Genomic DNA, 17560 nt, shown 5'->3' on the forward strand with positions numbered 1-17560 from the left:
TTGGTGATCGTCAAAGCCCGAACGGCTGCACCGTGTGGCCGTGGTTCAGCGGGCCGTGGCCCTGGCCGAGGCCCGGTGCCGTCGCCAGCGCGCGGCGGACATAGGCCCGCGCCCGCTTGACCGCCGCGACGAGGTCCAGTCCCTGGGCAAGGCCGGTCGCGATGGCGGAGGCGAGGGTGCAGCCGGTGCCATGGGTGCTGGTGGTCGCGATGCGCGGGTCGTCGAAATAGACGAGGCCTTCGGGCACCACCAGCACGTCGCGCAGCAATTCGCCGTCGAGATGGCCGCCCTTCAGCAGGACGGCGCCGCAGCCGAGCGCCAGAAGATCGAAGGCGGCGCGGTCCATGTCGCCGATGTGGGTGACCGGCCGGCCGAGCAGGACCGAGGCTTCGGGCAGATTGGGCGTGATCACGCTCGCCCGGGGGATCAGGCGGGTGCGCAGCGCCTCGACGGTCGCATCGGTGGTCAGGCTGGTGCCACCCTTGGCGACCATGACCGGATCGACCACCAGCAGGTTCGGCGCCGAGGCCCGGTCGAGCCCGGCAAGCACCGCGTCGACCGTGTCGACCGAATGCAACATGCCGGTTTTCACCGCGTCGGCGCCGATATCGTCGAGACAGACCGCCATCTGGCGTGTAACCGCCTCTGACGGAATATCGACGATGCCGTGGACGCCCAGCGTGTCCTGGATGGTCAGGGCGGTGATCGCGGTCATGGCATAGCCGCCGAGGGCGGTCACCGTCTTGATGTCTGCCTGGATGCCGGCGCCGCCGCCGCTGTCCGACCCCGCGACGATCAGCACCCGGCCCCTGTTCGCCTTCGTCATGCCGCTACCCGCTCCAAAGCCTGCACCACTTCCGCCACCGCGCTCTCGACCAGCGACTGATCCTCGCCCTCCGCCATCACGCGGATCACGGGTTCGGTCCCGGACTTCCGGATCAGCAGCCGGCCGCTGCGCTCCAGCCGCGACTCGACGGCGGCGATGATCGCCTTCACCCCCTCGTCCTCCAGCGGGTGGCGCTGGCCGGCGAGGAAGCGGACATTGCGCAGGACCTGCGGCAGCGGCTGGAAACGCCGGCACACTTCCGACGCCGGCCGTCCCGCCTCGACCACCATGGCGAGGACCTGCAGGGCGGCGATCAGCCCGTCGCCGGTGGTCGCGAAATCCGACAGGATGATGTGACCCGACTGTTCCCCGCCGACATTGTAACCCTGTTCGCGCATCCGCTCGACGACATAGCGGTCGCCGACGGCGGTGCGCGCCATGGTCAGGTCCAGACGGGCGAGGTGGCGCTCCAGCCCCAGGTTGGACATCACGGTGGCGACGATGCCGCCGCCGCGCAGGCGCTCGGTACGCTGAAAATGCTCGGCGACGACGGCCATCAGCTGGTCGCCGTCGACCACCTGGCCGGCCTCGTCCACGAGGATCAGCCGGTCGGCGTCGCCGTCGAGGGCGATGCCGATATGGGCATCGTGCTGCAGCACCGCCTGACGCAGCGCCTTGGCATGGGTCGAGCCGCAGTCGCGGTTGATGTTGAAGCCGTCGGGCGAGACCCCGATGGAGACGACTTCGGCCCCCAGCTCCCACAGCACGGTGGGCGCGACCTTGTAGGCGGCGCCATGGGCGCAATCGACGACGATCTTCAGCCCGTCCAGCTTCATGCCGCGCGGGAAGGTCGCCTTGGCGAACTCGATGTAACGCCCGGCGGCATCCTCCAGCCGCTGCGCCCGGCCGAGGGCCCTGGGCTCCGCCCGCTTCACCTCGCCCGCCTCGATCATCTTCTCGATCGCGATCTCGACCTCGTCCGACAGTTTGTAGCCGTCGGGGCCGAACAGCTTGATGCCATTGTCCTGATAGGCGTTGTGCGAGGCCGAGATCATCACCCCGAGATCGGCGCGCAGCGAGCGGGTCAGCATGGCGACGGCGGGTGTCGGCATCGGGCCGACCAGCATCACATCCATGCCGACGGCGACGAAGCCCGCCTGCAGCGCCGCCTCGAGCATATAACCCGACAGACGGGTATCCTTGCCGATCACCACCCGGGGCCGGTGGCTGCCGGTCTGGAACAGGCGGCCGGCGGCCTGGCCGACGGCGAGGGCGAGTTCCGCCGTCATCGGCTCCATGTTCGCGGTGCCGCGGATGCCGTCGGTGCCAAACAGCTTGCGTGAGGTCATGGTCGCTCGGGCTTTCAGTCGTGCGGGGGCGGGGCGGCATTGATCGCCGTCCATAGTTTCACTGCCTGCACCGTCTCTGCAACATCGTGCACGCGCAGGATCGCCGCGCCCCGGTCGAGCCCGGCGAGGGCGGCGGCGAGGGAGCCGGCCAGCCGCGCCGCGGGCTCGGTGATTCCGGCGAAATGGCCGATGAAGGATTTCCGCGACACCCCGAGCAGGATGGGCAGGCGGAGGGCGTGGAGCGCGTGCAGCCCGTCGATCAGCTCGGCATTGTGGCGGGCGGTCTTGGCGAAGCCGATACCGGGGTCGAGGATCAGGCGGCTCCTGGCGATGCCCGCCGCCACCGCCCGCTCGCAGGCGGCATCGAGTTCGGCGACGACCTCGAAGAGGAGGTCGTCGTAATGCGGCGCCTGCTGCATGGTCGCCGGCAGTTTCCGGGCGTGCATCAGGACGACGGGGCAATCCTGCCCGGCGAGGAAGGGCGCGGCCGCTGCATCGAAGGCGAGGGCGGAGACATCGTTGACGACGGTCGCGCCGGCCTCAAGCGCGGCCTTCATCACCGCCGCCTTGCGGGTATCGACCGAAATCCCGACGCCGAGGCGCCGCGCCCCTTCGATCACCGGGCAGATGCGGTCGATTTCCTCGGCCACCGGCACTTCGGCCGCGCCCGGCCTCGTCGATTCGCCGCCGATGTCGAGCATGTCGGCCCCGGCCTCGACCAGCCGTTCCGCCTGTTCGATGCCGGCCCGGCCGAGGAAGCGGCCGCCGTCCGAGAAACTGTCGGGCGTCGCGTTGACGATGCCCATGACGAGGGGGCGGCCCGGATCGGGATAGGCCGGCGCCCCGGTCAGGGGCAGCAACTCCCGCGTGCCGGGACCAAGGCGCAGATGATGAAGATGGGCAAGACCCGGCCCCAGGGCCATGGCCCGGCCTTCGGCGACCGCCTGGGCGGCTTCCGCCCCGCGTAGCAGGCCGGCGGGGGATATATAGCTGCCGTGCATGGCCCTCTTTACCACAGGCGCCACAAAGAAAAAGGGGCCGGTGTCGCCACCGGCCCTTGTCGAAAGCGGAGCGGTAAACGCTCAGCTGCCCGGCTGCAACTCCGGGCGCAGGCCCTGGCCGCGGTCGTCCGAGGATTTGCCGGTCGGCGGCACGGCCGAGCTGCTGCCGATGTCGGCCGGGGGCTCGGTCGCGCTGACGTCGCGGTGGATCTTCTCGCCCTTGAGCAGGGCGACGATTTCCTCGCCCGACAGGGTTTCGTATTCAAGGAGGGCATTGGCCAGCGCGTCGAGGTCCTTGCGCTTCTCGGTCAGGATGCGGCGCGCGGTGTCGAGCGCGTTGTCGACCAGCTTCTTCACCTCGGCGTCGATCTTCTGGGCCGTCGATTCCGAGACGTTCTGCGTCCGCGAGACCGAATGGCCGAGGAAGACTTCCTCCTGATTGTCGCCGTAAGCGACGGCGCCCAGCTCGTCCGACAGGCCCCAGCGGGTGACCATGTTCCGGGCGAGGGAGGTCGCCGCCATGATGTCGCTGGAGGCGCCGGAGGTCACCTTGTCGTAGCCGAACACCAGTTCCTCGGCCATGCGGCCGCCCATGGAGATGGCGAGGCGCGAGATCATGAATTCGCGGGTCAGCGAATATTTGTCGCCTTCCGGCAGCTGCATGACCATGCCGAGGGCGCGGCCGCGCGGGATGATCGTCGCCTTGTGGATGGGATCGGCGGCGGGCACGTTCAGGCTGACGATGGCGTGGCCACCTTCGTGGAAGGCGGTCAGGCGCTTCTCTTCCTCGGACATGACCATGGAGCGGCGCTCGGCGCCCATCATCACCTTGTCCTTGGCCGCCTCGAATTCGGCCATGGAGACGATGCGGCGGCCCTTGCGCGCGGCGAGCAGCGCCGCCTCGTTCACGAGGTTGGCGAGATCGGCGCCCGAGAAGCCGGGGGTGCCGCGGGCGATCACCCTTGCATCGACATCGGCCGCCGTCGGCACCTTGCGCATATGGACCTTGATGATCTTTTCGCGGCCCGAGATATCGGGGTTCGGCACCACGACCTGACGGTCGAAACGGCCCGGGCGCAGCAGCGCGGGATCGAGCACGTCGGGCCGGTTGGTCGCGGCGACCAGGATCACGCCCTCGTTCGCCTCGAAACCGTCCATCTCGACGAGGAGCTGGTTCAGGGTCTGCTCGCGCTCGTCGTTGCCGCCGCCAAGGCCGGCGCCGCGATGACGGCCGACCGCGTCGATTTCGTCGATGAAGATGATGCAGGGCGCATTCTTCTTCGCCTGTTCGAACATGTCGCGCACGCGGGACGCGCCGACACCGACGAACATCTCGACGAAGTCAGAGCCCGAGATGGTGAAGAAGGGCACATTCGCCTCGCCGGCGATGGCGCGGGCGAGCAGGGTCTTGCCGGTGCCCGGCGGGCCGACCAGCAGCGCGCCCTTGGGGATGCGGCCGCCAAGGCGCTGGAATTTCTGCGGGTCCTTCAGGAAGTCGACGATTTCCTCGAGTTCTTCCTTGGCCTCGTCGATGCCCGCGACATCGTCGAAGGTGACGCGGCCGTGACGTTCGGTCAAAAGGCGGGCCTTCGACTTGCCGAAGCCCATGGCCTTGCCGCCGCCCGACTGCATCTGGCGCATGAAGAAGATCCAGACGCCGATCAGCAGCAGCATCGGGAACCACGACACGAGCACGTCGAGCAGGGTCGGGCCGGATTTGTCCAGCGGCTCCGCCTTCACGTTCACGCCCTTGTCGAGCAGGCGCGAAACCATCTGCGGATCGAAGGGGGCATAGGTCGTGAAGTCGCGGTTGTCGGACAGGCGGCCGGAAATCTGGTCGCCCTGGATGGTGACATCCGCGACACGCCCGGCGTCGACCTGGGCGATGAAGTCCGAATAGGCCATCGACGTGCCCATCTTCCGGCCCGACGAGCTCTGGAAGGCGTTGAAGAGCGCAAACAGCAGCAGCGCGATGACGACCCACAGGGCGAGGTTGCGGCCGGGCAAATTCACTTGCGTCACCTTTCCCGCCGGCGATGCCGGCCTTCCGCCGTTGCCGGCGGTCCATTCATTCGTTCTGTTCTAAATAATGTGCCTGAACCGGTAAACAACACCCTGATCCGTCTCAGGCCGAAAACATGCTGGGGGCACAATAGCGCAGTCGTGCCGCCTGTGGAGTCCCGAATTCCAGGGTAGGGACGGCGATCAGCCGGCCTTGTGAGAAAACCGCCGGCAGAACCTGGCGCTCTGCCGCCGGCAGGGCGGGAAGTCCTTGCGGGCGATGCGCGCCGAGGGCGGCGATGGTCACCGGCTGCGCCCCGGCGACGACGGCGAAGCGGCCGTCCCACACCCCGGCGGCCCCGGCGCCGAGTTCCAGATCGGGGCCGAGGCGGCGGGCCTCGCGCAGCACCCGGACATGCCCCCGGCCGGGCAGGAAGCGGCAACCGCCGAGGGTCGCGCCCGGAAAATCCCCATCCCCGGCGATCAGCGCGGCCAGCCGGTCCAGCCGGTCGCGCCGGGGCGGATAGGCGCCGCCGCCGACCGCCCGGATCAGCCGGGCGAGGGCACGCTCGACCAGCGGCGCGGGCGTGCCGCGCAAAGCGGCGACCTCGATCCCGCCGACCCCGGCGGGGGACAGGGTGAAGGCCCGGCGCACCAGATCGTCGACCAGAGTCTCGATCGCCGCGCGGTCGCGCCGCAGCCGGTCCGCCGTCGCCGCCAGCCCCTCCGCGTCGAGGCCGAGGGTGGTCATCGCCCGGCGGATGCGCACCCGCTCGAAGGCGGGATCGTGATTCATCGGGTCGTCGGCGGCGTGAAGGCCGGCGCGCGCGACCAGCGCCGCCGTCTCCGCCCGGCGAAAGCCGAGCAGCGGGCGCAGCAGGCGGATGTCGCCAAGCCGGGTTTCGGGCGCCATGGCCGACAGCCCGTCGAGGCCGCTGCCCCGCTCGAGCCGCATCAGCAGGGTTTCCGCCTGATCGTCGAGCGTGTGGCCGGTGGCGAGGGCCGGCACCGCGGCCGCCCGGCACCAGGCCGCCATCAGTTCGTAGCGGCAGGCCCGTGCCGCGGCTTCGAGTCCCCGCCGGGGCAGGGGCCGGTTGGGGCGCAGCACCGCGTGGTCATGGCCAAGGGCGGTGGCCTGCGCGGCGACGGCCCCGGTTTCCCGCGCCGATTCGGGGCGAAGGCCGTGATCGACCGTCAGGACGTAAAGCCGGCGGTCCGGCGCCGCGCGGGTCCAGCCGTCAGCCAGCAGGAGAAGGGCGAGACTGTCGGCCCCGCCCGAAACGGCGAGGGCGAGGCGCCCGCCGGGGGCGAGCGCATCGAGGGCGGCGGCGAAACGCGCCGCCACCTCAGGGGGGAGCGCCTCGGGGGGCACCCTGTCAGGGGCAGCCGGCGGCCTTGCGCTCGCGGTCGGCACGGCTCTTGATCGTCTGGCTGGCGTCGGCATAGCGGCCGGGCAATTCGCCCAGCACCTGGCACCCCTTGTCCTTCTGGCCCATCTGAATGAGGCTCATGCCCAGTTTCAGAAAGGAATCCGGCGCCTTGGCGCTGTCGCCATAGGTCTTGACCCCGGTCAGGAAGGTCTGGGCCGCGACATCGTAATTGCCACGCACATAATAGGTCTCGCCCAGCCAGTATTGGGCATTGCCCGCCAGCTTGTCCGAGCCATAGGTCGAGATGAAGGACTTCAGGCTGGCCTCGGCCTGATCGTATTCGCCCCGGCGCAACATGCCGAGGGCGGCATCATAGGCGGTCAGCGCGGCGGGCGAGGAACTGGCGGTCGACGGGCCGCCCGGGCGGGACGATCCGCCCGAGGGCGCAGGCGCGGGGGCCGGCGTCGACGGCGCGGGGGCCGCGGGCGCGGGCGTCGGCGTCACGGCGGCGCCGACCCCGGCACCAGCCGCGGCGGGGGCACCGCCGCCGGCCATCAGACCCGTCGCCTCTTCCAGCCGGTTCAGGCGGAATTCGACATCGTCCTGCAGGCGCTTCATTTCGGCCTGATTGCGGTCGGCGGTATTCTGCGCCTCTTCCATCTTGCCGGTCAGGCGGCGGATTTCTTCCTCGAGCGCGGAAAGCCGCAGGTCGAGCTGGGCCGCCGCGGCGGGGGAGACGCCGCCGGCCTGGGCCAGCTGAATTTCGGTCGCGGTTTCCGACAGGGCGGCCAGATGATCGCGCAGGGCGCCCAGATCGCTCGCCGCCTGGCCGAAGGCCGGGGCGGTCCAGGCCGCCAGCAGCAGGGCCCCGGCGACGGGCAGGCGGGACGGACGGCTGAACAGACGGAACATGGGGCGAATCCTCGAATCGACCGGGCCGGCGGAGAACCCGAACATATCTAATTGACGAAGGACCTTGGCGAAAGCATGGCGCCAAGGCGCCGGCTTGCCGGCCCCGGACATGAAGAGGCCCGCCCCGGCGTACCGAGGCGGGCCATGCTTCACCCTACCAGATCCGCGAGGCGGACCGGGATCAGTTCACGCGGCTGAAGCCACGACGGTTCTGGGCCCAGGCGCCCTCGTCCGAACCGACCGCGAAGGGACGGTCCTTGCCGTAGGAGATGACCTGCAGACGGTTGGCGTCGACGCCGAGCGAGATCAGATAGGCGCGGGCGGCGTTGGCGCGACGCTCGCCGAGGGCGAGGTTGTATTCGCGGGTGCCGCGCTCGTCGCAGTGACCTTCGATGGTCAGCGTGACCGCCGGGTACTTCGCCAGCCAGGCGGCCTGGGCCTGGAGGGTGGACTGACCTTCCGGCTTCAGGTTGTACTGGTCGAGGTCGAAGAAGACGCTGTCGCCGGCGTTAGCGGCGAGGTCTTCCTGCGAGCCCGGGGCATAAGCCGAGGCGGCGCCGGTCGAGCCGCCGGTGGGGGCCGATTCCGGGGTGGAGGAGCAGGCAGCCACGACGAAGAGGGCCGCGACGAGGCTGGCGATCTTGTAGCCGGGATGAGTGAAGCGCATAGCAGTAGAACTCCTGAGGGTGCAGCGCTGTCGGTGCGCGCCGAGCGGCATGGAGGTATCGCTGGGTGCAGAAATATCATCTCGCACTTGCGAAATCCACTGCGCCGTGCGCGGAAGGACGCGAAGGAAGCGTTACCACTACCGCTTCCTTCGCTCTAGTGCATAGACGCAACACCCGCCCAACTTCGCCAAAATTGTGGCGGGGGTTTCACCGTCAGGGATTGAGCGGCGACCAGGCCGGATCGGAGCCGTCGAGCGGGGTCGGCATCAACCGCTCGTTGAAGCCGGTGACATCGACGGAATAGAGCTTCACCGAGCCCGAAGCGCCCGGAGACTGGCGGAAAAAGGCGATGACGCGGCCATTGGGGGCCCAGGTCGGACCTTCGTCCAGGAAGCTTTCGGTCAGGATGCGCTCGCCCGAGCCGTCGGGCTTCATGACGCCGATCATGAAGCGGCCGCCCTTCATCTTGGTGAAGGCAATGTAATCGCCGCGCGGGGACCATACCGGCGTTGCATAGCGGCCGTCACCGAACGATATGCGTTTTCCGCCGCCGCCGCCCGCACTCATGACGTAGAGCTGCTGACTGCCGCCCTGGTCGGAGTTGTAGACGATCTGGCTGCCGTCCGGCGAGAAGCTGGGCGAGGTGTCGATGGCGGGGCTGGTGGTCAGGCGGTTGAACTTCCGCGTGCGCAGGTCGATGCCATAGATGTCGGTGTTGCCGTCGCGCGCCATCGACATGACGACGCGGTTGCCGTCGGGCGAGAAGCGCGGCGCGAAGGTCATGCCGGGGAAATCGCCCAGCACTTCCTGCTGTCCGGTGTCGATGTTGAACAGATAGACCCGCGGCTTGTCGTTGAAATAGGACATATAGGTGATCGTCTGGTCGCGCGGGGAGAAGCGCGGCGTCAGCACGAGGTCCTTGCCCGAGGTCAGGAAGCGGTGGTTGGCGCCGTCCTGGTCCATGATGGCGAGACGCTTCACCCGCCGGTTCTTCGGCCCGGATTCCGAGACATAGACGACGCGGGTGTCGAAGTAGCCGGTATCGCCGGTCAGCTTGTTGTAGATCGTGTCGGCGATGATATGGGCGACCCGGCGCCAGTTGGCGGTATCGGCGGTGAAGGCCGTGCCCGTCATCTGCTGTTCCGAATTCAGCTCCCACAGGCGGAATTCGAAGGCGGTCTTGCCGCCCTGGGGCACCACCTTGCCGGCGACCAGGGCATCGGCCCCGGCGCCCCGCCACGACGGGAAGGCCGGCTGGGCCTGCAGCTGGTCGGGCGACTGCGGGAAGGTGCCGGCCGGAATCGGCTTGAACAGGCCAGAGCGTTCGAGATCGGCCGAGATCACTTCGGCGATCTGGCGACCGAGATCGCCGCCGGCGAAATTGGGCACGGCGATCGGGATCGCTTCGCGCCTGCCGTCCTGCACGACGACCGAGGACTGGGCCAGCGCCGGCCCGTTCAGGGCCAGCGCGCCGCCCAGCGACAGGGCGAGACCGAGGGCCAGCGCCCTCGCGGCACGGCGTCCCTCGCGGGAAAGACTGAAAAATTTGCGGGTCATCATCACGTCCGTCACGGCGAGTCACCGAATCACATCCGGCGAAGGCTAGGCGGCAAAAATGGCAAAGGCTTGTCCCTCGCGCCACCCGTCGCCCCCGCATTGGCGGCGATTGTGCCGGCCTGTTGCCCGGGGGACTCGCTTGCCGCCCTCGTCAGCGGGCGGCGATGGCCCGGTGGTGGCGGATGACCTCGCCGATGATGAAGTTCAGGAATTTCTCGGCGAATTCGGGATCGAGCTTGGCCGATTCGGCAAGGCCGCGCAGGCGGCGGATCTGCTCGGCCTCGCGCGCCGGGTCGGCCGGCGGCAGCTTGTGGCGCGCCTTCAGGGCGCCGACCGCCTGGGTGCATTTGAAGCGTTCCGCCAGCATGTGGACGAGGGCCGCGTCGATATTGTCGATGCTGTCGCGCAGACGCTGCAATTCGGGCAGGACCGCCGACACTTCGTCCTGTTCGACCGTTTGCACCATCCATCGCCTCCCTGAGTATGCTGAACCTGTGAGCTGAACCGGCCAACGCTGGCGGAAATGTCGCCGTTTCGCAAGGTTCCCGCCTATTGCCGCCAAAGCCGAACGCCAATACCATTTCGGCAAAAGCAAAACGAAGGGCTCGAGGCATTGAACACCCCCCTGGGCGCACCCCGGCCGGGCGCGACCCGGCGCAAGCCGGCCGAACGCGCCGTGGCACGAACGATCGAGAGCGACGACGCGGATTCCTTGCGCGCCGGGCGGCGGCGGCTCGGCGTCGTGCTGAAGCCGGCGGCGCAGGCGCGCAGCCGCAACAAGCTCGAGCGTCTGCTCGAGGTCGGGCTCGAGATGATGAACGAGATCGGCTTCGACCGGATGCGCGTCGTCGACATCGCGGAACGGGCGGGCTGTTCCACCGGCGCCTTCTACCAGCGCTTCGCCGACAAGGAAGCCCTGCTCGAGGCGCTGGCCCAGCGTTTCGCGGAAAAGGCCTGGACCCTGCTCGACACCATGCTGATCCCCGAGCGGTTCGAGGGCCAGCCCTTCGCCGTCGTCGTCCGCCGCATGGTGGTGGTCATGGTCCGCCTCGCCAGCGCCCATGCGGTGCTCTTGCGCGAGGTGGTGCGCGCTTCGCTCCGCGACATGCGCACCTGGACCTATTTCAGCGCCATGCGCGACCACATGATGGCCCGGCTGTTCGAGGTCGCCGGCCATTATCCGGAAGTCACGGACAAGGCGGCGCCGGGCGGGCCCATCGAACTCGCGGTGCAGATCATCCTGTCCTCGCTGATCAGCCGCTCACTCGCCGACCAGCGCATCATCGCCATTTCCGACGACGATTACGCCGCCGAACTCGCCACCCTGATGATCCGCTACCTCGTCATCGACGACGCGCCCTGGGACGCCGCCCTGTCGCCGACGGTGGATTAGGGCGCCGGTCGCCGGATGGCATCTTGCCAGACGATGCCCGGGAGATGATTTTCCATCCGCGGATCGAGCTTTCGCGCCTGCGCGACATCGGCTGGAAGCACTGGGATCCCATCGGCCTCGCCCATCGGGATGACGTGCCCGACGAGGCATGGGCGGACGAATATGACCGCTACCTGCTCCATGTCGTCCGCATGATCTGCCACGGGGGCTCGAAGCGCGAGGCCACGGCCTATCTCATCGGCATAGCGTCCGGACACATGGGTTTGTCGTCGGTGAATGCCGATGCGGCGGCGGCCACGTCCCAGGCAATCGCGGATTATCTGATGTCCCTGCCGGACGGCCCGAAGACCGTCCGCTGAAGCCGCATCGCGTTTCGCGGCTTCAGCGTCGATCGGGCGTCGCCGGAATGACGAGCGGTGTTGCTCAGCCGCCCATGAAGGCGCGCTTCATGGTCGCCGACATGGCGGCGACGCCGCCCAGGCTCCAGCCGCCGTCGACGGGGATGATCGCGCCCGAGATATAGGTGGCATAGGGGCTGGCCAGGAACATGCAGGTGTTCGCGATATCCGCCTTGGTGCCATAGCGGCCGAGGGGCACGGACTGGCGCGTCGCCTCCGCCGCCTCGGGCGTCGGCGCCAGACGGGCCATGCCTTCCGTGTCCTCGATCGGGCCGGGCACCACGGAATTGAGCCGGAGGCCGAAGCTGCCCCATTCGAGGGCGCCGACCCTGGTGATCATGTCGACGCCGGCCTTGGCGGCGCAGACATGCATCTGGAAATCCATCGGGATATAGGCCTGGGGCGCCGAGATGTTGACGATGGAGCCGCCGGGCTTCTTCATGTGCGGGAAGGCGCCCTTCACGACATGGAAGGTGCCGAGCAGGTCGATGTCGACCACCGACTTGAAGCCGTTCGGCGAAATGCCGAGGGCCGGGGCCGGGAAATTGCCGGCCGCGCCGGAAATCAGCACGTCGATCTCGCCGAAACTCGCCACCGCCTCGGCGAAGACCGCCTCGATGCGGGCGGCGTCGCGCACGTCGCCGGCGAAGCCCTGGGCATCGGGGCCGAGGGCCTTCAGTTTCGCCACGGCGGCATCGACCTTGTCCTGCTTGCGCGACAGCACGCTGACCTTCGCGCCCGCCGCGGCGAAAGCCTCGGCGACGCCGAGGTTGATGCCGCTGGTGCCGCCGGAGACGAAGACATGCTGGCCGGTGAAGTCGAAGGGGGTGGACATGGGCTCTCCTCTCGCGCCTTGGCGCACTCTCTTGCTTGTTATATGCGCTCGGTCAGATGGTGCCGGGCGGCGTCCAGAATATCATCGGACAGGGTCTCGTCGTCGACCGCGCGCGACAGCAGCAGGGCGCCGATCATGGCGGATATGCCGAACAGGGCATGGGATCGCGCCGCCTCCGGCCCGGTCGGGATCAGGCCGGCGATCAGGTCGCGATACCGCTCCAGCTGTTCGGTGAAGATCCGCCGCACGCCGTCGTCGGCGCGGGCGACATCCCCGGCGAGGGCGGCGGCGGTGCAGCCACGGGCCGGATTGTCGCGGTGCAGGGGCGAGAGATAGGCCTCGATCATGGCGACCCGCCGGTCCTTGTCGCTGCGGCTGGCGGCCTTGGTCAGGCGGGCCTCGTCGGCGGCGAAGGCATCGGTCAGGGCTTCCTCGACCATGGCTTCGCGGCGCTCGAAATGGCTGTAGAAGCCGCCGTGGGTCAGGCCCGCCGCCCGCATCACCTCGGCGATGCCGGTGTGGTCCAGCCCCTGACAGCGCAGCAGGTCGACCGCCGCCGCCAGAATGCGGTCGTGATTGGCCTGTTTCTGTGCCCGGGAATGACCCATGCCTGTGCCCCCGCCCTTGACGTTCTGCATGATGGGCATCATGCTGATTCTGGATGACGCAGAACATACAGAACAGGGTCAACCTATAGCGTCGCCGGGAGGAGAAGTCATGTCGAAACCGGTAGCCCTCGTCATCGGCGCGGGCGACGCGCTCGGCGGCGCCATCGCGCGGCGCTTCGCCCGTGAAGGCTTCACCGCCGCCGTGGTCCGCCGCAATGCCGAGAAGCTCGCCCCCCTCGTCGCCGAGATCGAGGCGGCGGGCGGCACCGCCCTGCCCTTCGGCGTCGACGCCCGGCGGGAGGAAGACGTGATCGCCCTGATCGCCGGGATCGAGGCCGGGGTCGGCCCGATCGAGGCGATGGTGTTCAACATCGGCGCCAATGTCCGCTTCCCGGTCACCGAGACGACGGCGCGGGTGTTCTACAAGGTCTGGGAAATGGCCTGTTTCGCCGGCTTCCTCGCCGGGCGCGAGACGGCGAAGGCCATGCTGACGCGGGGCCGGGGCACCATCGTCTTCACCGGGGCGACCGCTTCCTTGCGCGGTCGGGCCGGCTTTTCCGCCTTTGCCGCGGCCAAGCACGGCTTGCGCGCCCTTGCCCAGAGCATGGCGCGGGAAATGGGCCCGCAGGGCATCCATGTCGCCCACACGATCATCGACGGCGCCATCGACACCGCCTTCATCCGGGACAATTTCCCCGACGTCTACGCCACCAAGGCCCATGACGGCATCCTGAACCCCGATCACATCGCCGATGCCTATTGGGCCCTGCATGTCCAGAAGCGCGATGCCTGGACCCACGAACTCGACCTGCGCCCCTGGTCGGAAACCTGGTGAGGAAAAGCGAATGTCCAAGACCGTCGACTTCTACTTCGATTTCGGCAGCCCCGCCGCCTATCTGGCCTGGCGCCGCATCGACGCGGTGGCGAAGCGCACCGGCGCGACCGTGAAGCGCATTCCCATACTGCTGGGCGGGCTGTTCAAGGCGACCGGCAACAGCGCGCCCCTGACCGTGCCGGCCAAGGGGGCCTATCTCTTCGTCGACCTGTCGCGCTATGCGAAGAAATTCGCCGTGCCGCTGAACATGAACAGCGCCTTCCCGATCAATACGGTCACCCTGATGCGCGGCGCCGCCGGTTACGACGGCACGCCGCAGTTCCAGACCTATTGCGATGCCGTTTATGACGCGATCTGGCGCGACGACCGCAACATGGGCGATCCCGCCGTGGTCGCCGAGGTGCTGGCCGCCGCCGGCCTCGACCCCGCCGCCTTCGAGGCGATGGTGGCGGACCCCGCGGTGAAAGACCGGCTGAAGGCCAATACCGAGCAGGTGGCGGCGCGCGGCGCCTTTGGCGCACCGACCTTCTTCGTCGGCGACCAGATGTTCTTCGGTCAGGACCGCCTCGACTTCGTCGAGGAGGCGCTGTCGTGACCGGTGCGCCCGCCGCCGTCGTCTTCGGCGTCGGCCCGGTGGAGGGCGTGGGCGGCGCCGTTGCCCTGCGCGCCGCCACGGGCGGCCTGCCGGTCTATGTCGCCGGCCGGCATCCCGACAAGATGGCCGGCGTCGTCGCCGCCATCGAGGCACAGGGCGGCACCGCCCGGGCGATCCCGTGCGACGCGACCGACAAGGCCGAGGTCGACGCGGTCTTCGCCGCCGTCGCCGCCGATGGCCGGACACCCCGGCTCGTCGTCTTCAACGTCGGCGGCAACTGGCCGCAGGGCTTTCTCGACATCACGCCCGGCTTTCTCGAGGGCATGTGGCGGCAGGGGCCGCTGGCCGGCCTGCTGGTCGGCCAGGGGGCTGTGCGCGCCATGCTGCCCGACGGTGGCACGATGATCTTCACCGGCGCTTCCGCCTCAATGCGGGGCAAGCCGATGTTCGCCGCCTTCGCTTCGGCCAAGGCGGGGCTGCGCGCCATCGCCCAGAGCATGGCGCGGGAATTCGGGCCGCAGGGCATCCATGTCGCCCATGTGGTGATCGACGGCGTCGTCGCCGGTGACCGGGTGCGCAGCCTGCTGCCCGGCCTGATCGAGGGCAAGGGCGAGGACGCGACCCTCGCCCCGCCCGACATCGCCGAAACCTACTGGCAGCTCCACCTGCAGCCCCGCTGCGCCTGGACCCACGAACTGGAACTGCGCCCCTACGCCGAAGTGTGGTAGCCGGCACTCTCGATCATCGTCGTCCCGGCGAAGGCCGGACCTCGCGACGGGAAGGCGCCTATGCCTGTCAAAGATGCCGGCCTTCGCCGGCATGACGAAAAATGGGAGGGTCCCGAACACAAGGGCATCGGCGACGGGACGTTTCGTCCCGCCCGGAAATCGGGCAGAAACATTGACAGATCGGGGGGGCGGCTATTTACTCTGCCGCTCTTTCGTGCCGGGTTCTGCTGGCGGCCGCGTTTTCCATGGGGGAAGGCGGGCGGCCGGCAGGGTTTTCTATTTGCAGGAGCTGGACTCGTGACCACGTCCGCCGTTCTTCCGACCTACGCGCGCGCCGACCTCGCCTTCGAGCGGGGCGAAGGCGCCTGGCTGGTGTCGACGGATGGCCGACGATTCCTGGATTTCGCCGCCGGCATCGCGGTCTGCGCCTTCGGCCATGCCCATCCCTATCTGGTCAAGGCCCTGACCGATCAGGCGGGCAAGGTCTGGCACACCTCGAACATGTTCCGCATCCCGGGGCAGGAGCTGCTGGCGCAGCGCCTCGTGGCCGCGACTTTCGCCGACTACGCCTTCTTCACCAACTCGGGGGCGGAAGCGGTCGAATGCGCGATCAAGACGGCGCGTAAATATCATTCGGCGACCGGCAATCCGCAGCGCTACCGCCTGATCACCTTCGAGGGCGCCTTCCACGGCCGCACGCTGGCGACCATCGCCGCCGCCGGCCAGAAGAAGCTGGTCGAGGGCTTCGGCCCGATGATGGACGGGTTCGACCATGTCCCCTTCGGCGATCTCGCCGCGCTCAAGGCCGCAATCGGTCCCGAGACGGCGGGCATCCTGTTCGAGCCCATCCAGGGCGAAGGCGGCATCAACCCGATCCCGGACGAGACCCTGCGCGCCATCCGCCAGCTGTGCGACCAGCACGGCATCCTGCTCGTCCTCGACGAAGTGCAGTGCGGCATGGGCCGGACCGGCAAGCTCTTCGCCCATGAATGGGCCGGCGTTACGCCGGACATCATGGCGACGGCCAAGGCGATCGGCGGTGGCTTCCCGCTCGGCGCCTGCCTCGCCACCGAAAAGGCGGCGGTCGGCATGGTTGCTGGCACCCATGGCTCGACCTATGGCGGCAATCCGCTGGCCATGGCGGTCGGCAATGCCGTGATGGACCTGATGCTGGCGCCCGGCTTCCTCGATCAGGTGAACGACACCGCCAACCGGCTGAAACAGTCGCTCGCCATGATCGTCGACAGCCACCCCGGCCTGATCGAGGGCATTCGGGGCCGCGGGCTGATGATCGGCCTCAAGGTCAACGACAAGATCGAGAACAAGCGACTGCTCGGCGCGATGCGCGACGCCGGGCTGATCGGCGTCGGCGGTGGCGAGAACACGATCCGCCTGCTGCCCCCCCTGAACATCACCGAGGACGACGTGGCGGAAGCCGCGCGGCGCCTCGATGCCGCCTGCGCCGCCGTGTCGGCCCAGGTCGCCGCAGAACAGAAAGCTGCGTCATGACCGTCATCGACCTCAACCCGCCGCCCCGGCATTTCCTCGATCTCGACGTCCTCGACAAGGCGACGCTGCGCGGCATCCTCGACCGCGCCAAGGCGCTGAAGACCGCCCGGCATGGCCTGCCCAAGGGCGTGCCCGACGCCGGCAAGCCGCTCGACGGCCGCATTCTCGCGATGATCTTCGAGAAGCAGTCGACCCGCACCCGCGTCTCCTTCGACGTCGGGATGCGCCAGCTCGGCGGCCAGACCCTGCTGCTGCTCGGCACCGAGCTGCAGCTGAACCGGGAAGAGACCATCGCCGACACCGCCCGCGTGCTGTCGCGCTTCGTCGACGCCATCATGCTGCGCACCTCGGCCCATACCAATCTGACCGAGATGGCCGAGGCGGCGACGGTGCCGGTGATCAACGGCCTGACCCGCTGGTCGCATCCGTGCCAGATCATGGCCGACATCATGACCTATGAGGAGCATCGCGGCCCGGTGGCCGGGCGCACCTTCACCTGGCTTGGCGACGGCAACAATGTCGCGCGCAGCTTCATCCATGCCGCCGCGCGCTTCGATTTCGCCCTCCGCCTCGCCTGTCCCGACGAACTGGCCCCGCCGAAGGAAATCCTCGACTGGGCCAAGGCGGAAGGCGCGAAGATCGAGCTGACGACCGACGCCGACGCGGCTGCCGAAGGCGCGGACGCGATCATCACCGATACCTGGGTCTCGATGGGCGACACCGAGGCGGAGCGCCGGCACAATCTGCTGGCGCCCTACCGGGTCGATACCCGGCGCATGGGCCTTGCGGCCAAGGACGCGGTGTTCCTGCACTGCCTGCCCGCCCACCGGGGCGAGGAAGTGACCTCGGACGTCATCGACGGCCCGCAGTCCATCGTCTGGGACGAGGCGGAAAACCGCCTGCACGCCCAGAAGGGCATCCTCACCTGGTGCCTCGCCTGATGAAACGCGGGCGCGCGTGCCGCCGCGCCGCGCC

18 protein-coding genes are annotated in these 17560 nt (G+C 68.8%); 7 read left to right on the forward strand and 11 right to left on the reverse strand.

All coding sequences use genetic code 11. The features are described from left to right. Nucleotides 1-10: 10 nt before the first annotated feature. The 9 genes from thiD to DKG74_RS12130 all read right to left on the reverse strand — a co-directional run bounded on the left by thiD (nucleotide 11) and on the right by DKG74_RS12130 (nucleotide 10150). Nucleotides 11-826 (reverse strand): bifunctional hydroxymethylpyrimidine kinase/phosphomethylpyrimidine kinase, encoded by an 816-nt coding sequence (thiD, locus tag DKG74_RS12090; RefSeq protein WP_109906078.1) that lies wholly within the window; start codon nucleotides 824-826, stop codon nucleotides 11-13. Then, complete coding sequence (gene glmM, locus DKG74_RS12095; RefSeq protein WP_109906306.1) at nucleotides 823-2175, reverse strand: phosphoglucosamine mutase; 1353 nt, start codon at nucleotides 2173-2175, stop codon at nucleotides 823-825. Before glmM ends, thiD begins: the two co-directional genes overlap by 4 nt. A 14-nt stretch (nucleotides 2176-2189) precedes the next feature. Further along, on the reverse strand, nucleotides 2190-3176 hold the full coding sequence (gene folP, locus DKG74_RS12100; protein ID WP_109906080.1) for a dihydropteroate synthase: 987 nt from the start codon (nucleotides 3174-3176) through the stop codon (nucleotides 2190-2192). An 81-nt stretch (nucleotides 3177-3257) separates the two neighbouring features. After that, the gene (ftsH, locus tag DKG74_RS12105; protein ID WP_109906082.1) at nucleotides 3258-5189 is read right to left on the reverse strand and encodes an ATP-dependent zinc metalloprotease FtsH; all 1932 of its coding nucleotides are present in this window, start codon (nucleotides 5187-5189) and stop codon (nucleotides 3258-3260) included. Between the two features lie 112 nt (nucleotides 5190-5301). Continuing rightward, nucleotides 5302-6522, reverse strand: coding sequence for a tRNA lysidine(34) synthetase TilS (tilS, locus tag DKG74_RS12110; RefSeq protein ID WP_165837650.1), 1221 nt, complete (start codon nucleotides 6520-6522; stop codon nucleotides 5302-5304). Nucleotides 6523-6553: 31 nt separating this feature from the next. After that, nucleotides 6554-7459 (reverse strand): tol-pal system protein YbgF, encoded by a 906-nt coding sequence (gene ybgF / locus DKG74_RS12115; protein WP_165837651.1) that lies wholly within the window; start codon nucleotides 7457-7459, stop codon nucleotides 6554-6556. A gap of 181 nt (nucleotides 7460-7640) precedes the next feature. Next, the gene (gene pal / locus DKG74_RS12120; RefSeq protein ID WP_109906088.1) at nucleotides 7641-8126 is read right to left on the reverse strand and encodes a peptidoglycan-associated lipoprotein Pal; all 486 of its coding nucleotides are present in this window, start codon (nucleotides 8124-8126) and stop codon (nucleotides 7641-7643) included. Between the two features lie 214 nt (nucleotides 8127-8340). Then, entirely contained in the window at nucleotides 8341-9684 is a 1344-nt protein-coding gene (gene tolB / locus DKG74_RS12125; protein ID WP_109906308.1) for a Tol-Pal system beta propeller repeat protein TolB, read from the reverse strand. Between the two features lie 151 nt (nucleotides 9685-9835). After that, complete coding sequence (locus DKG74_RS12130; RefSeq protein WP_109906090.1) at nucleotides 9836-10150, reverse strand: chorismate mutase; 315 nt, start codon at nucleotides 10148-10150, stop codon at nucleotides 9836-9838. Nucleotides 10151-10297: 147 nt separating this feature from the next. Between DKG74_RS12130 and DKG74_RS12135 the strand changes: the two genes are divergently transcribed. Both DKG74_RS12135 and DKG74_RS12140 read left to right on the forward strand, forming a co-directional pair. Further along, on the forward strand, nucleotides 10298-11077 hold the full coding sequence (locus tag DKG74_RS12135) for a TetR/AcrR family transcriptional regulator (RefSeq protein WP_165837652.1): 780 nt from the start codon (nucleotides 10298-10300) through the stop codon (nucleotides 11075-11077). 44 nt (nucleotides 11078-11121) lie between these two features. After that, nucleotides 11122-11436 carry a hypothetical protein gene (locus DKG74_RS12140; protein WP_109906094.1) on the forward strand — a complete coding sequence of 105 codons (315 nt, stop codon included), beginning with the start codon at nucleotides 11122-11124 and terminating at the stop codon, nucleotides 11434-11436. 64 nt (nucleotides 11437-11500) lie between these two features. Here the strand turns inward: DKG74_RS12140 and DKG74_RS12145 are convergent, their stop codons facing one another. Beyond that, nucleotides 11501-12310 (reverse strand): SDR family oxidoreductase, encoded by an 810-nt coding sequence (locus DKG74_RS12145; RefSeq protein WP_109906096.1) that lies wholly within the window; start codon nucleotides 12308-12310, stop codon nucleotides 11501-11503. A gap of 38 nt (nucleotides 12311-12348) precedes the next feature. Beyond that, a complete protein-coding gene (locus tag DKG74_RS12150; RefSeq protein ID WP_165837653.1) occupies nucleotides 12349-12948 on the reverse strand; it encodes a TetR/AcrR family transcriptional regulator in 600 nt (199 codons plus the stop codon). A gap of 79 nt (nucleotides 12949-13027) precedes the next feature. On the opposite strand from DKG74_RS12150, the gene DKG74_RS12155 reads away from it, so the two are divergent. The 5 genes from DKG74_RS12155 (at nucleotide 13028) to argF (ending at nucleotide 17526) form a co-directional block, all read left to right on the forward strand. After that, a complete protein-coding gene (locus DKG74_RS12155) occupies nucleotides 13028-13753 on the forward strand; it encodes an SDR family oxidoreductase (protein ID WP_109906100.1) in 726 nt (241 codons plus the stop codon). 10 nt (nucleotides 13754-13763) lie between these two features. Further along, entirely contained in the window at nucleotides 13764-14348 is a 585-nt protein-coding gene (locus DKG74_RS12160; protein WP_109906102.1) for a 2-hydroxychromene-2-carboxylate isomerase, read from the forward strand. Continuing rightward, on the forward strand, nucleotides 14345-15076 hold the full coding sequence (locus DKG74_RS12165; RefSeq protein ID WP_109906104.1) for an SDR family NAD(P)-dependent oxidoreductase: 732 nt from the start codon (nucleotides 14345-14347) through the stop codon (nucleotides 15074-15076). Before DKG74_RS12160 ends, DKG74_RS12165 begins: the two co-directional genes overlap by 4 nt. 297 nt (nucleotides 15077-15373) lie before the next feature. Continuing rightward, nucleotides 15374-16585: an aspartate aminotransferase family protein gene (locus tag DKG74_RS12170; RefSeq protein ID WP_243404112.1), complete on the forward strand. Its 1212-nt coding sequence runs from the start codon at nucleotides 15374-15376 to the stop codon at nucleotides 16583-16585. Continuing rightward, on the forward strand, nucleotides 16582-17526 hold the full coding sequence (gene argF, locus DKG74_RS12175) for an ornithine carbamoyltransferase (protein ID WP_109906108.1): 945 nt from the start codon (nucleotides 16582-16584) through the stop codon (nucleotides 17524-17526). Before DKG74_RS12170 ends, argF begins: the two co-directional genes overlap by 4 nt. Nucleotides 17527-17560 lie beyond the last annotated feature (34 nt).

Source organism: Zavarzinia aquatilis, from assembly GCF_003173035.1.
Lineage (GTDB): Bacteria > Pseudomonadota > Alphaproteobacteria > Zavarziniales > Zavarziniaceae > Zavarzinia > Zavarzinia aquatilis.